This window comes from Amycolatopsis sp. NPDC051903 (assembly GCF_044452505.1).
Classification (GTDB): domain Bacteria; phylum Actinomycetota; class Actinomycetes; order Mycobacteriales; family Pseudonocardiaceae; genus Amycolatopsis.
The window spans coordinates 569646-587318 of record NZ_JBITBT010000001.1 but is presented as its reverse complement, the minus strand read 5'-3'; the positions used below and the strand labels follow the sequence as shown (position 1 = coordinate 587318).

Genomic DNA, 17673 nt, shown 5'->3' with positions numbered 1-17673 from the left:
AAACCCCGCCCGTTCGGTTGAACTGGTGCGAGACAGCACGACGACGTCGGCGCTGTCTTGTTTTTTGACCGTTTACTAAAGCGCTTCAGAACGGGCTCAGCCCGGGCTGAGTAATCGATTTCTCACGAAAGGAGAGCCGTGCCCGTCGCGTTGCTCGCGCTCGCCATCGGTGCCTTCGGCATCGGGACCACCGAGTTCGTGATGATGGGTGTGCTGCCCCAGGCCGCCGCGGACTTCCACATCGACATCCCCACCGCCGGCTACTTCATCTCCGCCTACGCGCTCGGCGTCGTCATCGGCGCGCCCCTGCTGACCGCGGTGGCCGTGCGGCTGCCGCGCAAGACGATGCTGCTCGCGATGATGGGTCTGTTCACGCTGGGCAACGGCCTGTTCGCGCTCTCGCCGAACCAGGGTTTCGGCATCGCGTTCCGCTTCCTGGCCGGCCTGCCGCACGGCGCGTTCTTCGGCGCCGGCGCGGTGGTCGCGTCGAGCCTGGTGAAGCCGGGTGACCGCGCGAAGGCGGTGTCGATGATGTTCATGGGGCTCACGCTGGCGAACGTCGTCGGCGTGCCGCTCGGCACGCTCCTGGGCCAGCAGGTCGGCTGGCGGGCGACGTTCGGGGTGGTGGCCGTGATCGGGCTGCTGGCCGCCGGTGCCATCGCCAAGCTGGTGCCGCACCAGGGCCGCCCGGCAGAGGCTTCGCTGCGCGGTGAACTGGGCGCGTTCCGGCGTCCGCAGGTGTGGCTGGCGCTGGCCATCGTGACCTTCGGGCTGGGCGGCGTGTTCGCGTGCCTGTCCTACATCGCGCCGATGCTGACCGACGTCGCCGGCTTCTCGCCCGCCGACGTGACGCTGCTGCTGTCGCTGGCGGGCGTCGGCATGACCGTCGGCAACTACCTGGGCGGACGGCTCGCCGACCGGGCGCTGATGCCTTCGCTGTACGGCGCGATGCTTTCACTGGCCGTGGTGCTGGCGATCTTCACGCTGACGGCGCACTCCAAGGTGGGCGCCGCGATCACGATCTTCTTCGTCGGCGTCGCGGGCTTCATGATCGGCCCGATGATGCAGACCCGCATCATGCAGAAGGCCGGCGGGACCCCGTCGCTGGTTTCCGCGGCCGTGCAGTCGGCCTTCAACATCGCCAACTCGATCGGCGCGTACCTCGGCGGGCTGGTGATCGCCGGTGGTCTGGGCCTCGTCGCGCCCAACTGGGTGGGCGCCACGCTCGCCGTCCTCGGCCTGTCCATCGCGGCGGTCTCGGGAACGCTCGACCGGCGGGACGCCCGGGCCGACGAGCAGCGGGAGCTGGCGTTGGCTTCGTAGGGCTTGGGTTTCTTGAGGCTGGCTTTTCGGTGTGAGTCGGCAGTGGCCCCGCACCCCGGATTCTCGGGTGCGGGGCCGCTGGTGTCCGGGGACCGCTCGCTTCCGACGTGGGGTGGCACGAGTGGACCGGTTCGCGCTCGGCTTCGTGCGCGAACCGGTCCACTCGCGATGGCCTCCGCGTGCGAACGGTCCACTCGCTGCATCCGGAATTCACGAAGGGACCGGTCGCGGGCCTCACGGCGCAGCGCGAGTGGACCCGTCGCGCTGCTCAACCGCGCGAAGGGACCGCTCGCGCACCTGCCGGCGCGCGATGGACCCCTCGTCACGCATCAGCAGAGGCACGATCGGACCGCTGGCGCCCCGAAAGGCGCTTGAGGGGAGTTCGCCCCCGGTTGACGTCGCGATGGGACCGTTCGGACCGCGCAGGGGGCGAGGAGGGACCGCTCGCGCACCGGCAGCGGCGCGAAAGGTCGAGTCTGGCCGCACTGAGGGCGCGAGGGGACCTCTCGGACCGGCCCGGGGGCACGACGGGACCGTTCGCGCCCTGGACCAGTCACACGACTGGTCCAGTCGCGCCGGGGAAGAGAGCGAAAGGACCGCCCGGACCAGGCCGGCGCGAAAGGACCGTTCGCTCCGCGAACAAGCCGGCACGAGTGGTCCAGTCAGGCCGCCCCGGCACCCGGAAACGACAGCAGCCCCGTACCCAGCCACCCGGGTACGGGGCCACTCCACCGTCCGAAACCTCACGAAGACATGTCGAAAGGCCCACCCGTGATCGTCAACGCGATGTAGAACACCGCCGCGCACAGGGCGGCGTACGTGACCACATCGACGATCTTCCCGCGGATCGCCAGCAGGCCCACGCGGTCCTCCGGCAGCACGGCCCGCAGCAGGCCGCCCACGAGGAGGGCCACGCCGACCAGCACGGCGCCCTCGCGCCAGTGGTACTGGAGGATGCGCAGGGCGGCGGCCAGCAACAGCAGGACCACCACCCCGAACGGCACGTGCACGATCCACGGCCGGGAGGGGCGGGGCCCGTCGCTACCGGTGGGGCCGCGGTGGCGGGAGGCGGTCATGGCCATCAGGCGGCGGCCGCGCGTTCTGCGGCCTCGACCACGTTGGACACGAGCATCGCGCGGGTCATGGGGCCCACGCCGCCCGGGTTGGGGGACAGCCAGCCCGCGACCTCGGCCACGCCGGGGTCCACGTCGCCCCTGAGTTTGCCGTCGACGTGGGAGACGCCGACGTCCAGGACGGCCGCGCCGGGGGCCACCATGTCGGGCTTGATGATGCCGGGGACGCCGGCGGCGGCGATCACGATGTCGGCGCGGCGGACCTCGGCGGCGAGGTCGCGGGTGCCGGTGTGGCAGAGCGTCACGGTCGAGTTCTCGCTGCGCCGCGTGAGCAGCAGGCCCATCGTGCGGCCGACGGTGATGCCGCGGCCGACCACCGTCACGCGCGCGCCGTTCAGCTCGACGCCGTGGCGCCTGAGCAGCTCGATGATCCCGTACGGCGTGCACGGCAGCGGCCCCCGCTGGCCGAGCACGAGCCGGCCGAGGCTGGTGGGCGCGAGGCCGTCCGCGTCCTTGTCCGGGTCGATGCGCTCGAGCACGCGGTTCGCGTCGAGGTGCTTCGGCAGGGGCAGCTGCACGATGTAGCCGTGGCACGCCGGGTCGGCGTTGAGGTCGTCGATGACGGCCTCCAGCTTCTCCTGCGAGATGTCCGCGGGCAGGTCGCGGCGGATCGAGTTGACGCCGATCTTCGCGCTGTCCGCGTGCTTCATCCGCACGTACGAGTGCGAGCCCGGGTCGTCGCCGACCAGCACCGTGCCCAGCCCGGGGACGACGCCCCGCTCGGCGAGCGCCGCCACCCGCGGGCGCAGCTCCGCGAAAATGGCGTCCTTCGTGGCCTTGCCGTCCAGAATCTTCGCCGTCACGGTGACCATTCTCGCAAAGAGCCGGTCGTCCCCGGATCGCGCCCGGGGCGCACACGCAGCGTGCCCGGTGGACCACCCGATCGGCCCGCGCGTCGCGCCCCGGCGCGCGGGATCACCCGACGTAGACTCCTCGTCACCCCCGGCGCCGGAACCCGCTCGGACTCGGTGATCTTGAAGATCCCGCGTCGCCCGAGGTCAGACCGCACGCGAGTGGCAAAAGACCCATGCGGGGTGCGTTCGCGCGCGCGAACAGTCAAAATGTTCACGTGGCACAACCGACGACGCAGCTGAACGCGACCGAGCAGGACACACTGGTCAAGCAGATCGGGCTCGCTCTGCTGCGCGCAGCCCCGCGCGACTGGCGCAAGGTCACGGTGGAGTACCGGGCCGTCGGCCGGTACCACGAGCTGACGGGCGACATCCGCACCGAAGACGGCGCCGCCCACGACTGGGTGGCCACTCACGACATCGCGACGCTGTTCGGCCGGCTGCGCGCTGGTATGTACCGCGACGGGCGCGGCACCTGGTTCAACGCGCGCTACCAGCTCGATCACCCGTCCAGCTACAACCTGGAGTACAACCGCGAGGAACCCGTGTGGCGCCTCGCGCCGCCGCCGCAGGCGTACCAGGACGAGCTGCGCATGTTCCCCCGCACCGAGGAGAACGTGCCGGAGTGGCTGATCCGCCGGCTGTCGGGCCTCGGCCCCGAGCAGCCCGGCCCGCACTTCCGCATCGCGCGCATCTTCGACACGATCGGTCCCGCGGGCCGTCCCGTGATCAACCGGCCCGACCTCGACGTCGCGGAGCAGGACCGCCTGCTCGAATACCTCGACCACGCGCCCGTGGTCGTGCAGGACCGCGGCTACGACATCGACCGGCTCGCGCAGGCGCCCGAGGCGACCGTGCCCGTCGCGTTCCACAGCGACGGCCAGTGGATCTGGCCCGCTGCCGTGAACTTCTACATGCGCCAGTACGGCGTTTCGCCCGAGCCGGACCTCGTGGAGCACATCCGCGCCAACGGCTTCCAGCTGCCGCAGGTCGACGACCTGGCGCTGCAGGGCGCCGCCGCCTACCTCACGCGCGGCAGCCAGCAGCCGCCGCAGCAGCGGCCGGGTCCGCCGCCTCAGCAGCCGCCGATGCAGCAGCAGGCCGCTCCCCCGGCGCCGCCCGCCGCACCGCCGGCCCCGGCTCCCGAACCGCCGGCACCGATCGACGTGCCCCTCGCCGTGCACACGCCGCCGGCCGAGGCCGACGACGAGCCGACCAAGCCGCCGTTCGACCAGGGCTTCGACAGCACGGCCCCGCACGGCGACCAGCCGGGTGCGGACGAGCAGTACCACGACGACGAGTTCGACGACCGCTTCGCGGGCGACGACGGCTACGACGACGAGCAGCACGCGGGCTTCGAACCGGCCCACGACCAGGCGTCCAACGGCCAGGGCTCGACCCCGTCGGCCGAGCGCACCGCCCTGTACGCACCGGTCGAGCCGAACACCGCGCCGCCGCAGCAGCAGCGCGAAGAGCAGCACACGGCCCTCTACGCGCCGGTGGAGCCGAACACCGCGCCGCCGGAGGAAGACGCCGAGCAGACGGCGCTGTACGCACCCGTCGACGCGGCCGGTCCGGACCCCGCCGGGCAGCAGCTGCACGAGGAAGAGCCGGTGCTCTTCACGCACGGCGACGAGCAAGCGGCCCCCGACGAGCCGACCCCGCCGCGCGGCGAACAGCACACCGCGCTCTACGCGCCGGCCGACCGCGACGAAGACACCCAGTCGCACTTCGACAGCCGGCGGTTCGACGACGGCGGGCAGTACGAAGACGGCCGGCAGTACGACGAGGGTGGCCACTTCGAGGACGAACAGCACTTCGAGGACGGTCAGTACGACGAATCCGGCCAGTTCGACGAGGCCGGCCAGTTGGACCAGGCCAACCGCTACGAAGGCCGGCAGTTCGAGGACGACGAGCACTACGCCGACGAGGACCACCGCGAGACCGGTGCGCCCGCCGGCCAGGAACCGGACTTCGACCCGGGCCCGCCGACCACGATGATCACGCCGGACGAGGGTCTGCCGGGCCTGGTGCCCCTGGTGGCCGAGTCCGCGATCTCCGTCCGGGCCGCGCGTCCGGAACCGCCGCAGGCCCCGCCGCCGGCGCCCGAACCGCCGCAGGCCCCGCCAGCGATGGCCACGCAGCAGCCGCCACAGCAGCCGCCACAGCAGCCGCGCCGCGAGCTGCCCGCCGACCCGGTGCTCGCGAAGCTGCAGACGCGGCTGGACGAGCTGGAGGTGCCGCCGGCCGCGTACCGGCTCGGCACGTCGACCGAGCGCGGCTGGACCGTCGAAGAGGTGGACGAGGGCTGGCGCGTCGGCTGGTACGACGGCGAGCTGATCAACCCGGCGGTGTTCGGCGACGCCGACGACGCCGCCGCGTTCATGCTCGGCAAGGTCCTGCTGCACCCCGACGGCCACGAGCCCGCCGAGGAGCAGCCGGAGCCGCCGCCCGCGCCGGCGCCGGACCGCGTGGCCGACGCCCCGAAGCCGCCGGTGGTGGCGACGCTGTCGCCGGAGATCGCGACGGGGTCGTTCCCGGTCCGGCCGCGCGAGAACGTGCCGCCGCAGGAGCAGACGTCGTTCACCCCGGCCGAGGAGCTCTTCGCCGACGACGACGAGCCGCCCGCGCGGCCGGCCCCGCCGGCTCCGCCCGTGCCGCCGGCCCCGCCGACGCAGGTCGCCCCGCCCGTGCAGCCGCCGCAGCGCCGCGAACCGCCGGCCGCGCCGCCCACTCAGCTCACACCGCCCGTTCCGCCGCTCGGCGGGCCCGGCCTGCCGGGTGGTCCCGCTGCACTGGGCGGACCGGCCGGACCCGGTGGTCCTGGCGGTCCTGGTGGACCCGCAGGGCCTGGCGGTCCGGGTGGGCCCGGCCTCGGTGGGCCGGGTGCGCCGGTGGCTCCGCCGCGGCGTGAGGAGCCGGTGCGCGCCAACGGGGCGCCGCGCGCGGCCGCGGCCGCCAACGGCTCCGGCAACAACCAGTGGCCCATCTCGCCGTTGTCGGGTGAGCCGCCGCTGACGTTGTTCCGCGGCAAGGAGATGCGCGAACTGCCGGCCGGCAGCGAGCTCGACCGCTTCGGCGGCCCGAGCGGCAACCTGACCTACGCGGCGGGCACGCCGTTCGAGGAGCGGTCGCTGGTGCCGGAGTGGATCAACCGGCCGTACCACGTGTACCGCGTGCAGCGTCCGCTGGAGACGCTCGCCGGTGTCGCGATCCCGTGGTTCAACCAGCCCGGTGGCGGGTCGGCGTACCTGCTGCCGGCGTCGATCGAGGAACTGCTGGCCGAGGGTGACCTGATCGAGCTCGAGCCCGGCGAACCGCCGATCGACTGAGCTTCGGAAGGCAAGGGGCGGGGCCTGCGGGTCCCGCCCCTGTCACGTGCCGCGCGTGTAGCGGTGTTTGACACCGACCGGGAAGTACTCGGGGTCGCCTGCCGGGCGCAGCACGACTTCGGGGAGCTGGCGTTCCGCGGGGACGTAGTGGGCGAACTCGCTGTTGAGGCGCAGCAGCTGGTCGCGGATCGAGGTGGCCAGCGCGCCGGCGTCGCCTTCGCGGCCGGGCGCGAGCTCCACCGTGATGCGCAGCCGGCGGTCGCGGTCGGTGTCCTCGTAGGTCTCGAGCACGAACTTGCCCGTGACCCAGTCGCTGACGCCGGGCTGTTCGAGGCCGACGGTGACGTTCTCCGGGTAGATGTTGACGCCGAAGTAGGACACGGTGAACAGCGACCGTCCGAAGAGGAACACGAACGGCAGGTCCGGACCGGCGGCGGGCGTGAACCCGTTGGCAGCGCAGAACTCCAGCATCTCCGCGTGCGACACGACGCCGCCTTCGTCGGCGATGTGGTAGCGGACGAGCGGCACGCCGTTGTCGCCGGAGAACAGCAGGGTGGCGCCGTCCGCCTCGAAGAAGCGGCTGGCCGGGTCGTACTGCACGAGTGTCGGCAGGCGGGACTCGCCGAACAGCTCACGAGCCAGCTCCGGCCGGGCGGCGAGGAAGCGGCGGATCGACACGGACGTCGGCGTCTCCGTGCCCAGCACGCCCGCGTCGGCCGTGCCGTAGAGGGAAACCATGTCGCTGACGGGATCCGCGACGCCCGCGCGCGCCGCGACGAGGTCGCGCCACTCCTCGCTGAACACCTCGCCGGCGAACACCATCTTCACCGCGAGACCGGCCCAGCTGTCGCCGCTGTCGACCACGTCCTTCACGAACGGCGGGTAACCGAGCAGCACGACCTGGTCGAAGTGCGGCGCCAGCTCCGGCAGCACCCGCAGGATCTCGGCCTTGTTGTTGCCCGGCGCGACCGTGGTGATCGGGAACCCCTTGGCGGCCAGGTGCCGCACGCACGCCGTCGTGAACAGCCCGCCGACCCACGTGCCCAGCGGGAAGCACACCACGGCGAGCGTGCTGCGCTCGTCGGCGCCGAACGTGCGGAAGACCTGCTCGAACCGCTCGGCGATGTGCAGCTCGTCCGCCAGCGACCGCGGCCAGATCGTCGGGCTGCCCGACGAACCGGACGACACCGCGATCATGTCGCACGCATCCAGCCGCCCGCCACGGCACAGCTCCGGCAGCGCGTACCGGCTCTGGTAGGCCGCCTTCGACGTCAGCGGCAACCGGCGGAAGTCGTCCTCGCTCCGGATGCTCGCGGGGTCGATCCCGTGCGCGGCGAGGAACTTCCGGTACGCGGGCACGGTGGCGGCAACGTCGCGGAAGAAGCCCACGATGTCGAGCTCACGCTGCTCGCCTGCGAAGAACGCCTGGTACGCGCGGATCACGTCGTCGGGTTGCACGCCGCCCATCATGCCCCGGTTTCCTTTCGGCGGAAGTGGCTCGCTGGCCAGGACCGCCCGATCGTCCTCGTGCGGGTTCACCGGGTGTTCACGACAGCCGCGCGGGTGCTGCCGTCGGGTCAGCCGCGTCCGGACGCTGGTGCTGAGCTGGTCACCAGCGTCCGGCAGCCGGCACCGCACTCATTGAGGCAGAAATGTCAGGGGCGTGTGCGACCGTCTACGTCCGTGAGCAGGCAATCGCGAAGGTGGACCAGGGAATGAGTTCGCTCGACAAAGCGGTGTGGCGACTGGTCCGAGGCGACGAACTCCTCGGCGAGATCGTGCTCGAGAACGCCGACATGGCTTGGCACTTCGGCAGGTTCAAGCCGCAGCCCGCGTTCGCCGAGGTCAAGCCTCTGTTCGACGAGGAACTCGCCTTGGTGGATTCCGGCCTGGAAGACAACTACGACGCCTGGGAGCGGATCTGGGAACGCATCACGGCATCGATGAGCCTCGTGTCACCACGCGGCCCGGTGCCCGAATTCCTCCTCCACGTCCAAGGGGACGAAGCGTGGTTCCGGTGGGGCGATCAGCCCTTCGACGAAGACTGACTCGAAGGCAACCGCTCAGTAGAGCTCGGCTTCCCAGCCCGCCAGCGGCGGCTCGCCCTCCGGGAGCCGGCCGGTGCAGTACCGGAACAACCACGTCGCCGCGCGGCGTTCGGCGTGCTGCTCGTTGAGGGGCTCGCCGTCTTCGCCGAGTTCCAGGACGTTCGCGAAGATCGCGAACAGGGTCTCCCTCGCGGTGGGTTCATCGGCCGGCGTCTGCCGGTACTCGATGCCGTCCAGGAGCGGGTGCCCGACCGATCCGCGCGCGACCACCCACCCCGCGAACCGCCGGATCGCGCCGGAGGCACCGGGCGACAACCGCGCGGTGGTCACTTGACGATGAGGCCGTGTGCGGCGGCGAAGCCGATCGCCGTCTCGACGTCGACGTAGGCGCCGCGCAGGTCGGCCTGCACGAGGGCGTTCGCGTCGAGGCGGGTGCCCCGGAGGTCGGCGCCGGGGAGTTTGGCGCCGAGGAGGCGGGCGCCCGTGAGATCGGAGTCGCGCAGGTCGGTGTCGGCGAGGTCGGCCTCGGTGAGGTTGACCTCGCGCATGCGCAGGCCCGAGAGGTGCAGCTTGCGCAGGCGGCCGCGGGCCAGGGACGCGAGCGACAGGTCGCAGTCCGTGAGGGCGATCCCCCGAAAGCGGCAGTCCACAAAGGACGAGCCGAGCAGCGAGCACGCCGACCAGCGGCTGTCGGCGAGGACGGCGCGGTCGAAGGTGCACGAGCGGAACGCCGAGGCGTCGTGGCGCGAGCCCGCGAGGTCGACCTTGGTGAAGTCGCAGTTGTCGAACGTGCAGCCGCGGGTGCGCAGGTCGCGCAGGTCGGCTTCGGTGAAGTCGCAGCCGGAGAAGCTCCGTTTTTCCCACCACTGCCCGGAAAGCACGGCGTCGCGGTAGTCCTCGCCGGTCTCGATCTCCTCGACGGGCCTGCTCATCGGCCCATCATAGCGAGCGTGTCACCGGCGCCGATCACCCGCGGCGGTCAGCGGAAGTCGCGGGACTTCGCCTTGATGCGCAAGGGCATCGTCTCCAGCTTCTCCGCGCGGACGCTCGCCACGCCGTCCGCCTTCTCCACCACGCCGCGCACGAGCAGGGCGGAGCTGGCGCGCGCCACGCGGTGGAAGCGTTGCCACAGCCCGAGCGTGCAGATCACGTTGACCATGCCCGTTTCGTCCTCGAGGTTGATGAACGTGACGCCGCCGGCCGTCGCGGGGCGCTGGCGGTGCGTCACGGCTCCCCCGACGAGCACGCGGGCGCCGTTGGCGAGGTCGAGCAGGCCGGACGCCGGGACGACGCCCAGGGAATCGAGGTGGTCGCGCACGAACTCCGTCGGGTAGCTGTCGGGCGAGAGGCCGGTGGCCCACACGTCCGCGGCGGCGACGTCGAGGGCGTCCATGCCCGGCAGCGTCGGGGCGTCGACGCCGGGAGCGGTGCCCGGCAGCTTCTCCGGCCGGTCGTGTGCGACGGCGCCCGCGGACCACAGCGCCTGGCGCCGGTCGCCGCCGAACGCGCTGAAGGCGCCGGCCGTGGCGAGGGCTTCCAGCTGCGGCGCGGTGAGCCGCACGCGACGGGCGAGGTCGGACATGCTCGCGTACGGCCCGTTTGCGTCGCGTTCGGCCACGATCTTCGTCGCCGGCTCGTCGCCGATCAGCCGCACGGTGCCGAGCCCGGTGCGCACGGCGTGCAGCTTTCCCCTGTCCGGCAACGGTTCCAGCGTCGCGTGGGGCAGGCTGCGGTTGACGTCGGGCCCGAGCACCGTGACGCCGTGCCGGCGCGCGTCGGCGACCAGCGACTGCGGCGAATAGAAGCCCATCGGCTGCGCGCGTAGCAGCCCCGCGCAGAACGCGTCCGGGTGGTAGTACTTGAAGTACGCGCTGGCGAACACCAGGTGCGCGAAGCTCAGCGCGTGGCTCTCGGGGAAGCCGAAGTTGGCGAACGCCTTGAGCTTCACGAAGATCTTCTCCGCCAGCTCCGCGTCGACGCCCTTGGCCGTGGCGCCGGCGACGAACCGGTGCCGGAGCAGCTCCATCTTGCGTTCCGAACGCTTCGACCCCATCGCGTGCCGCAGCTGGTCGGCCTCCGCGGCGGTGAAATCGGCGACGTCGAGAGCGATCTGCATCATCTGTTCCTGGAACAGCGGCACGCCCTCGGTCTTGGACAGCGCGTTCTCCAGCAGCGGGTGGTCGTAGTCCCACGTCTCGCGCTTCTGCTTGCGCCGGATGTAGGGGTGCACGGACCCGCCCTGGATCGGGCCGGGCCGGATGAGCGCGACCTCCACGGCGAGGTCGTAGAACTCGCGCGGCTGCAACCGCGGCAGCGTGGCCAGCTGCGCGCGGCTCTCGACCTGGAACACGCCGATCGCGTCGGCGCGGCAGAGCATCCCGTAGATGTTCTGGTCTTCCAGGTCCAGGTCGGCGAGGTCGACGCGCTCGCCCTTGTACTCCTCGACGAGGTCGAGCATGTAGTGCAGCGCCGAGAGCATGCCGAGGCCCAGCAGGTCGAACTTCACCAGCCCGGCCGCGGCGCAGTCCTCCTTCTCCCACTGCACCACGCTGCGGTTTTCCATCCGTGCCCATTCGACGGGACAGACCTGGCTCACGGGTTCCTGGCAGATCACCATGCCGCCGGAGTGGATGCCCAGGTGGCGCGGGAAGTCTTCGAGCGCGAACGCGAGCTGCACGACGTCGTCGGGGATGTCGTGGTCGTGGTCCTTCTCGGTGCTGCGCAACGCGCCCCAGCGGTCGATCTGCTTGCTCCACGCGTCCTGCTGTCCGGGTGAGTAGCCGAGCGCGCGGGCGGCGTCGCGGATCGCGGAACGGGCGCGGTAGGTGATCACGTTGGCGACCTGCGCGGTGTTGAGGCGGCCGTGCTTGGCGAAGACGTACTGGATCGCCTCCTCGCGCCGGTCCGATTCGATGTCGAGGTCGATGTCGGGGTAACCGTCGCGGTCGGGGGCCAGGAAGCGTTCGAAGAGCAGCTTGTACTTCACCGGGTCGACCTTGGTGATGCCGAGCGCGTAGCAGACGGCGGAGTTGGCGGCGGATCCGCGGCCCTGGCAGAGGATGTCGTGGTCGCGGCAGAAGCGCACGATGTCCCAGACGATGAGGAAGTACCCCGGGAAACCGAGATCTTCGATGATCTTCAGCTCGTGCTCGATCTGTGCGCGCGCTGCGGCTTCGGCCTCCTTGCCGGCGTAGTGCTCCTCGAAGCCCTTCTTCGTGAGCTCACGCAGGTAAGTCGCCTCGGTGTGGTTTTCGGGGACGTCGAACGGCGGCAGTTCGGGCGCGAGGAGCTCCAGCTTGAACGAGCACTCCACGCCCAGCAGCGCCGACCGCTGCACCGCGCCCGGGTAGCGCTGGAAGCGATCGGCCATTTCGGCGCCGGAGCGCAGGAACGCGGCGCCGTCGCCGGGGAGCCAGCCTTCGAGGTCGTCGATGCTGCGGCGCGCGCGGATGGCGGCGACGGCGTCGGCGAGGCGGCCGCGTTCGGGACGCGCGTAGTGCGCGGCGGTGGTGGCGACGGTGGGCAGGCCGAAGTCTTTCGCCAGCTCGGCGAGCAGGTCGTTGTGGGTGGTGTCGAGGGGCTGGCCGTGGTCGAAGAGCTCGACGTACACGTTGTCGCGGCCGAAGAGTTCCACGAGCTTCCGCAGCTGCGTGGCCGCGGCGGCCGGGCCGTCGCGCAACAGCACCGAGCGCACGGCGCCCTTGCGGCAGCCCGTGAGCACGGCGCACTGGCCGGTGACTTCCTCGGCGACGGCGCGCAGGTCGTAAACGGGTCGGCCCTTTTCGGCGTGCTCGCCGGCGGCTCCGTCGTGGCCGCGCAGCTGGCCGGCGGTGATGGCGCGGCACAGCGCGCGGTAGCCGTGGTCGCCGCGCGCGAGCAGCAGCAGGTGCTCGCCTTCGGGGTCGGCGACACCGTTCTGCGGACCGGACAGGCCGAAGCTCAGCTCGGTGCCGAACACCGTGGCGACACCGAGTTCTTTGGCGGCTTCGGCGAAGCGGACGACGCCGTACATGCCGTCGTGATCGGTGAGCGCGATGGCGTCGAGGCCGAGGCGCGCGGCCTCTTCGACGAGCTCCTCGGGGTGGCTGGCGCCGTCGAGGAAGCTGAAGTTGGAGTGGCAGTGCAGCTCCGCGTACGGCACGCGCGGCCCGGACTCGACGTCGGCGCGCGGCGGCGGCACGTCGGCGGGCCGGCGGTAGACGTCGCGTTTGCGGCCCCACGCCGGGCTGTCGCCGTGGTCGCCGGGCGGCGCTTCGCCGGACAAGGCCCGCGCGAGGTCGTGCCACGGGACGGGCGGGTTGTTCCAGCCCATCTAATCGTTTTCGGGTGAGCTGCGGGGCGCCGGGATGAGCGGGGTTTCGCGGCGCACGCAGGCGTCCCAGGCGAGTTCGGTCTCGTCGTCCATCAGTCGTAGATCCCTTCCACTGTCCACACGGGAGTTTCGGTGCCGGAGCACAGGACGAGCACGGCTTCGTCGGCGTCGTCGCGTCCGGTGGCGGCGAGCAGCAGCTGCAGCCGGGCCTGCTGGGGCGCGGCCGCGCGGCGGCTCGCCGCGACGGGCCACGGGCCGGCCCAGTCGAGCACCGTCCGCGGCGGGCCGCCCGCGACGCTCAGCCGGCACGGCGGCGCGGTGAGCTGCTTGCGGCTGGTGATGCCGACGGGCACGCCCTGCTCGTCGACGACCTGCACCGGCACGGGTTGTTCGAGCACCGTCGCCGGGGACGGCGCGGGCAGCCGGCCGGGCCAGGTGGCGTCCGGTGGCGAGACGGGTTCACGCGGGTCGCCCCACGGGATCAGGCGCACGCGGCCGGCGGGGTCGCGGCCGCCGTCGAGGAGCGGGGTGACGACGCCCTCCGGCCCGAGCAGGCCTTGCACGCGGACGAAGGCGCGGGCGGCGCGTTCGGTGGTGAGCTCGTCGTCCTCGCTGCGGTTGCCGCCGTGCCAGAGGCCCAGCTGCAGGGACTTGCCCTCGACGGTTTCTTCGGGCTCCAGCCGCAACCGCGCGACGCCCGAGCTGAGGCGCCGGTCGCCGCGCAGCCAGCCTTCGAACTGCCAGCGCACGCGGTCGGCGACGCCTTGGGGCGTCAGGGGTTCCGCGCAGCGCCAGACGCGGCCGAGCTGTTCGCCGTCTTCGGTCGTGGCGTAGATGCCGAGGCGGGTGCAGGCGAGGCCGCGAGCGGCGAGGCTCGCGTGGAAACGCGCGCCGAGGTTCTTGGCGAGGAACGCCGCGACGTCGACGCGTTCGAGCACCGGGTCGAACGTCTCCGTGAGCGTGAGGTCCGCCGGCGGTGTGCGCCGCAGCGGCGGGCGTTCGGACAGGCCGCGCGCCAGGCGGTGGGCCAGCACCCCGTCGAGCGCGAAGCGGGACATCACGTCGCGCTCCGACAGCGCGGCGAACGCCCCGAGCGTCCGCAGGCCCAGGCGCGTGAGCAGGTCGACGAGTTCCTTGCGCTCGACGTCCGGCTGATCCAGCTCGGTGATCGGCAGTGGCGCGAGGAACTCCGCGGTCTCCCCCGCGGGCACGAACTCGCCTTGGCGCGCCGCGACGGTCGCACCGAACAGCCCTTCCGCCACCCCGATCTGGCACTCGACGCCCGCGATCGCGGCCACCTGGTCCACCAGTTTCTCCGCGAGGGGGTGCTCGCCACCGAAGTAGCCCGCCGCGCCCGCCACGGGCACCGCGATGAGCCCCGGCCGCACCACTTCCAGCCCGACGACCAGCTCTTCCACCGCGCGCGCCACGTTCTCGAACAGCCGCGCGTCGCGCCCGTCGTCCACGCCGAACACGGCCAGCTCGGGGCAGCGGGATTCGGCTTCGCGGCGCCGCATCCCGCGCCGCACCCCGCGGCTGCGCGCCACCGCCGTGCACGCGACCACGCGGTTGGCGAGGAACACCGCGGCGGGCCGGGTCAGGGCGGCACCCGCCGCCGCCGTCGCCGCGACGGCGGGCCAGTCGGGGCACCAGAGGACGAGCATCCTGGCGGGGAGTGTGGTGGTTCTTTCCGGGGCGATGGTCATGAGAGCGCTCCGGAGTGTCTGATGTGGACGGTGAGGGGTTCGGTCGAGGCGGGGTTTCGGCTTTGTCCCGGTGCTGCGCGCGGTGGGGTCATCCCGCCACCTCCTGGTCGAGTGGGTCGAGTTCGTCGAGTCCGTCGAGTCCGTCGAGGCGCTGGACGGGGAGGAGGACCGGGGCCGGGTCGGCGAGGAGGGCACGGCCGCCGGGGCCGGGGAGGGCGAGGGTGGCCGACCGGGGGCGGGCGGCGGAACCGCGGCCGCCGGCACGGACCTCGGCGTCGCGGGCGCGCAGGAACCCCGCGCCGGCGCCGAGGAACCCCGCCCAGGGGCCGGGGGTGCAGTGGAGTTCGAGATCGGCCGCGGGCCACGGGCCGAGGGAGAGCAGGACGGCCCCGCGGTGACGAGCCCGCGCTGACAGCCGCCGGGCGACGGGCGGACGGACGGAACGGGGTTCGGTGACCACGAGGTCGACGCCGTCGAGCAGGGCGGCGACCACGGCCGGGTACTCGGCGCCCGGCCGCGGCACCAGCGCGAGCCGCGCCACGTCAACCCCGTGTTCCTCCGCCGCGGCGATGCCCAGGGAGGGCACGCCGACCACCGCCGCCCACGACCCGGCGGCGGTGGCCTCGGCGAGCAGGGCGAGCAGCAGCGACGTCGAGCGGTGGACCGCCACGGTGCTCCCGCGCCGGAGCCCCGCGTCGGGCAGCAGGCCGGCCAGCGCCGCGGACACCGGGAGCACCCTTCCCGTCGTCCTGGCGTGCTCGGCTCGCTCCGCCACCCGGCTCGCCGTGCTCACGCCGGGCAACGCAGCGAGCCGAGCCACCGGCTCCACCACTGCCGTCACCGCACGCACCTCCCTCCGCGCACACGCCGGCCCCACCCCGCCGCAGGCCCAGGCCAGAGCCCCACGGGACGAGCACCGGCACACCGCGGGGAAGGCGGCTCCGATACCCCTGCGTCGAACACTTGTTCGACACCGTCAAGTACACCCGGATCCGGCGGGCCTGTCAAGCCGCGGCCCGGCCTTGTCCACAGGGCGGCCGAGTTGTGGACAGCTCAGCCCCCGCGCGGCTTGATCACCGGTTTCGTCGGGGGTGGCCGGTAGGATGGAGATGGGACGCCCCCCTTGGGAGGGCGGGGGTTTTCGTCCGGCCGGTCAGGGTCGCACAACAGCCGCGTGGTGCGCGGCTGAAGGTGTGTGACCAGGCGAGGACACGGCCGCCACCACATCGCAGGCGAGCGTGCAGTCACGAGCCGAATCGTCGTGGCGGTCTGGTGTGCCGGCGCTCGGTCGAGCCATGCACGCGCGAGGCGGCGGCTCTCACGGAATCCGGTAACGCCTGGTGGCGATCAGTGGCGCCCACGCGAAACCGAGACTGATGCCGTTTTCCTGCCAGCCATCGAGGCCCCGCCGTCGCATGCTCGAGGCAAGATCGAGAAAGGAGGCGGACGTGGTACGTCCGTTCCGCAGCACCACCAGCGACGAGCAGCTCACCGACCTGAAGGACCGCCTGGCCCGAACCCACTTCGCGCCCGCGTTATCCGGGAGCGAATGGACCCACGGCACCCCGCCGGGGTACGTCGCCCAGCTCGTGGACTACTGGCGCGACGAGTTCGACTGGCGCGCCGCCGAAGCGCGGCTCAACGCGATGCCGCAGTTCCTCGCCGACGTCGGTGGCGCGACCGTCCACTTCGTACACGCGAAGGGGGTGGGGCCGCGTCCGTTCCCGTTGCTGTTCTCGCACGGCTGGCCGGGTTCGTTCTGGGAGGTGCACAAGATCCTCGGCCCCCTGACGGACCCCGCGGCGCACGGCGGCGACCCGGCCGACGCGTTCGAGGTGGTCGCGCCCAGCCTGCCCGGCTTCGGGTTCACGCCGCACCCCGGCACGCCCGGGATGAACCCGACGGCGATCGCGGCGCTGTTCAACCGGCTCATGACCGAGGTGCTCGGCCACCACCGCTACGGCGCACAGGGCGGCGACTTCGGCGCGCAGATCACCAGCCGCCTCGGGCGGGACCACGGGCGCCACGTCGCCGGCATCCACCTCAACCTGATGGGCGCCACGCCCGTGCTCGACTCGACGCCGCTCACGCCCGCCGAAGAGGCGTTCCGCGCGCAGGCCGAGGACTTCTTCTCCGAACAGGGCGCGTACGCACAGCTCCAAGGGACCCGCCCCGCCACGCTCGCGGCCGCGCTGGCCGACTCCCCCGCCGGGCTGGCCGCCTGGTTCGTGGAGAAGTTCCGCGCGTGGAGTGACTGCGGTGGTGACGTCGAATCCGTCTTCAGCAAGGACGAGCTGCTCACCGACATCACGCTCCACTGGCTCACCAACACCAGCGCCACCGCCGCGCGCCTGTACTACGAGACGATGCGCACCGAGGGCATGCTGGGCGCGAACACCCCGGGCTACGTCGCCACCCCGACCGGCTTCGCCTCCTTCGCCCACGACAACTTCACCCCGCCTGAGGAGTGGGTGCGCCGCGCGTACAACCTGACCCGTTTCACCGCTTTCGACCGCGGTGGGCACTTCGCTGCGCTGGAGCGTCCGCAAGAGCTGGTCACCGAGATCCGCGAGTTCTTTCGCCCTCTCCGTGGCTGAGGGGACCGGTCGTGCCGGTCGGGGCGGTGAGCGCTGGGAGGCGGTGGGTTCTGCGGTTGGGTTGCTCGGATCAGGGAGGGCCAGGGCTTGTCGCGGGCGATCAGGTGGATTGCGATGGAGCGCGGGCTACTGTTGGTCCGAGGATGGAGATAACTATCCATAATAGACGGTCAGAGTGGCTGCGTTGTAGCAGCGGTGCGGGTCGCCGTTAGAGCGGCGGTTCGGCCGCCGCATTCAAGTAATGGTTCGGGTCGCCGTTAAAGCAGCGGTTCGAGCCGCCGGGCTCAGGCAATGGTTCGGGTCGCCCTTCCACCACGGTTCGGGTCTCCCGCGTTCCAGTGAACGGTTCGGGCCGCCTTCCACACGGTACG

12 protein-coding genes are annotated in these 17673 nt (G+C 72.1%); 4 read left to right on the top strand and 8 right to left on the bottom strand.

Annotation, left to right across the window (positions count from 1 at the left end):
• Nucleotides 1–138: 138 nt before the first annotated feature.
• Entirely contained in the window at nt 139–1323 is a 1185-nt protein-coding gene (locus ACIA77_RS02955; protein ID WP_395884056.1) for an MFS transporter, read from the top strand.
• A 743-nt stretch (nt 1324–2066) separates the two neighbouring features.
• Here the strand turns inward: ACIA77_RS02955 and ACIA77_RS02950 are convergent.
• Complete coding sequence (locus ACIA77_RS02950) at nt 2067–2405, bottom strand: DUF3017 domain-containing protein (RefSeq protein ID WP_395884055.1); 339 nt, start codon at nt 2403–2405, stop codon at nt 2067–2069.
• A complete protein-coding gene (locus tag ACIA77_RS02945; RefSeq protein WP_395884054.1) occupies nt 2405–3259 on the bottom strand; it encodes a bifunctional methylenetetrahydrofolate dehydrogenase/methenyltetrahydrofolate cyclohydrolase in 855 nt (284 codons plus the stop codon). The genes ACIA77_RS02950 and ACIA77_RS02945 overlap by 1 nt, the downstream gene beginning before the upstream one ends.
• Nucleotides 3260–3525: 266 nt before the next feature.
• On the opposite strand from ACIA77_RS02945, the gene ACIA77_RS02940 reads away from it, so the two are divergent.
• Complete coding sequence (locus ACIA77_RS02940) at nt 3526–6639, top strand: TNT domain-containing protein (protein WP_395884053.1); 3114 nt, start codon at nt 3526–3528, stop codon at nt 6637–6639.
• A gap of 42 nt (nt 6640–6681) precedes the next feature.
• Here the strand turns inward: ACIA77_RS02940 and ACIA77_RS02935 are convergent, their stop codons facing one another.
• Nucleotides 6682–8109 carry a phenylacetate--CoA ligase family protein gene (locus tag ACIA77_RS02935; protein WP_395884052.1) on the bottom strand — a complete coding sequence of 476 codons (1428 nt, stop codon included), beginning with the start codon at nt 8107–8109 and terminating at the stop codon, nt 6682–6684.
• A gap of 245 nt (nt 8110–8354) precedes the next feature.
• Between ACIA77_RS02935 and ACIA77_RS02930 the strand changes: the two genes are divergently transcribed.
• Nucleotides 8355–8687: a hypothetical protein gene (locus tag ACIA77_RS02930; protein WP_395884051.1), complete on the top strand. Its 333-nt coding sequence runs from the start codon at nt 8355–8357 to the stop codon at nt 8685–8687.
• A 15-nt stretch (nt 8688–8702) separates the two neighbouring features.
• On the opposite strand, the gene ACIA77_RS02925 is transcribed toward ACIA77_RS02930, so the two are convergent.
• The 5 genes from ACIA77_RS02925 to ACIA77_RS02905 form a co-directional block, all read right to left on the bottom strand.
• The gene (locus ACIA77_RS02925; RefSeq protein ID WP_395884050.1) at nt 8703–9017 is read right to left on the bottom strand and encodes a hypothetical protein; all 315 of its coding nucleotides are present in this window, start codon (nt 9015–9017) and stop codon (nt 8703–8705) included.
• Complete coding sequence (locus ACIA77_RS02920) at nt 9014–9619, bottom strand: pentapeptide repeat-containing protein (RefSeq protein ID WP_395884049.1); 606 nt, start codon at nt 9617–9619, stop codon at nt 9014–9016. Before ACIA77_RS02920 ends, ACIA77_RS02925 begins: the two co-directional genes overlap by 4 nt.
• Nucleotides 9620–9666: 47 nt before the next feature.
• Nucleotides 9667–12999, bottom strand: a complete 3333-nt coding sequence (locus ACIA77_RS02915; protein ID WP_395884048.1) for an error-prone DNA polymerase — start codon at nt 12997–12999, stop codon at nt 9667–9669.
• 92 nt (nt 13000–13091) lie between these two features.
• Complete coding sequence (locus tag ACIA77_RS02910; protein WP_395884047.1) at nt 13092–14663, bottom strand: DNA polymerase Y family protein; 1572 nt, start codon at nt 14661–14663, stop codon at nt 13092–13094.
• 130 nt (nt 14664–14793) lie between these two features.
• Nucleotides 14794–15546 carry a hypothetical protein gene (locus ACIA77_RS02905; protein WP_395884046.1) on the bottom strand — a complete coding sequence of 251 codons (753 nt, stop codon included), beginning with the start codon at nt 15544–15546 and terminating at the stop codon, nt 14794–14796.
• 607 nt (nt 15547–16153) lie between these two features.
• On the opposite strand from ACIA77_RS02905, the gene ACIA77_RS02900 reads away from it, so the two are divergent.
• Nucleotides 16154–17302: an epoxide hydrolase family protein gene (locus ACIA77_RS02900; protein ID WP_395884045.1), complete on the top strand. Its 1149-nt coding sequence runs from the start codon at nt 16154–16156 to the stop codon at nt 17300–17302.
• The last annotated feature ends 371 nt before the right edge of the window (nt 17303–17673 follow it).

What these genes read in the sequence shown, in the direction of transcription:
- ACIA77_RS02950 (WP_395884055.1), bottom strand. Translation starts at nt 2,405, where the DNA reads ATGGCCATGACCGCCTCCCGCCACCGCGGCCCCACCGGTAGCGACGGG.
- ACIA77_RS02935 (WP_395884052.1), bottom strand. Translation starts at nt 8,109, where the DNA reads ATGATGGGCGGCGTGCAACCCGACGACGTGATCCGCGCGTACCAGGCG.
- ACIA77_RS02930 (WP_395884051.1), top strand. Translation starts at nt 8,355, where the DNA reads ATGAGTTCGCTCGACAAAGCGGTGTGGCGACTGGTCCGAGGCGACGAA.
- ACIA77_RS02920 (WP_395884049.1), bottom strand. Translation starts at nt 9,619, where the DNA reads ATGAGCAGGCCCGTCGAGGAGATCGAGACCGGCGAGGACTACCGCGAC.
- ACIA77_RS02915 (WP_395884048.1), bottom strand. Translation starts at nt 12,999, where the DNA reads ATGGGCTGGAACAACCCGCCCGTCCCGTGGCACGACCTCGCGCGGGCC.
- ACIA77_RS02910 (WP_395884047.1), bottom strand. Translation starts at nt 14,663, where the DNA reads ATGCTCGTCCTCTGGTGCCCCGACTGGCCCGCCGTCGCGGCGACGGCG.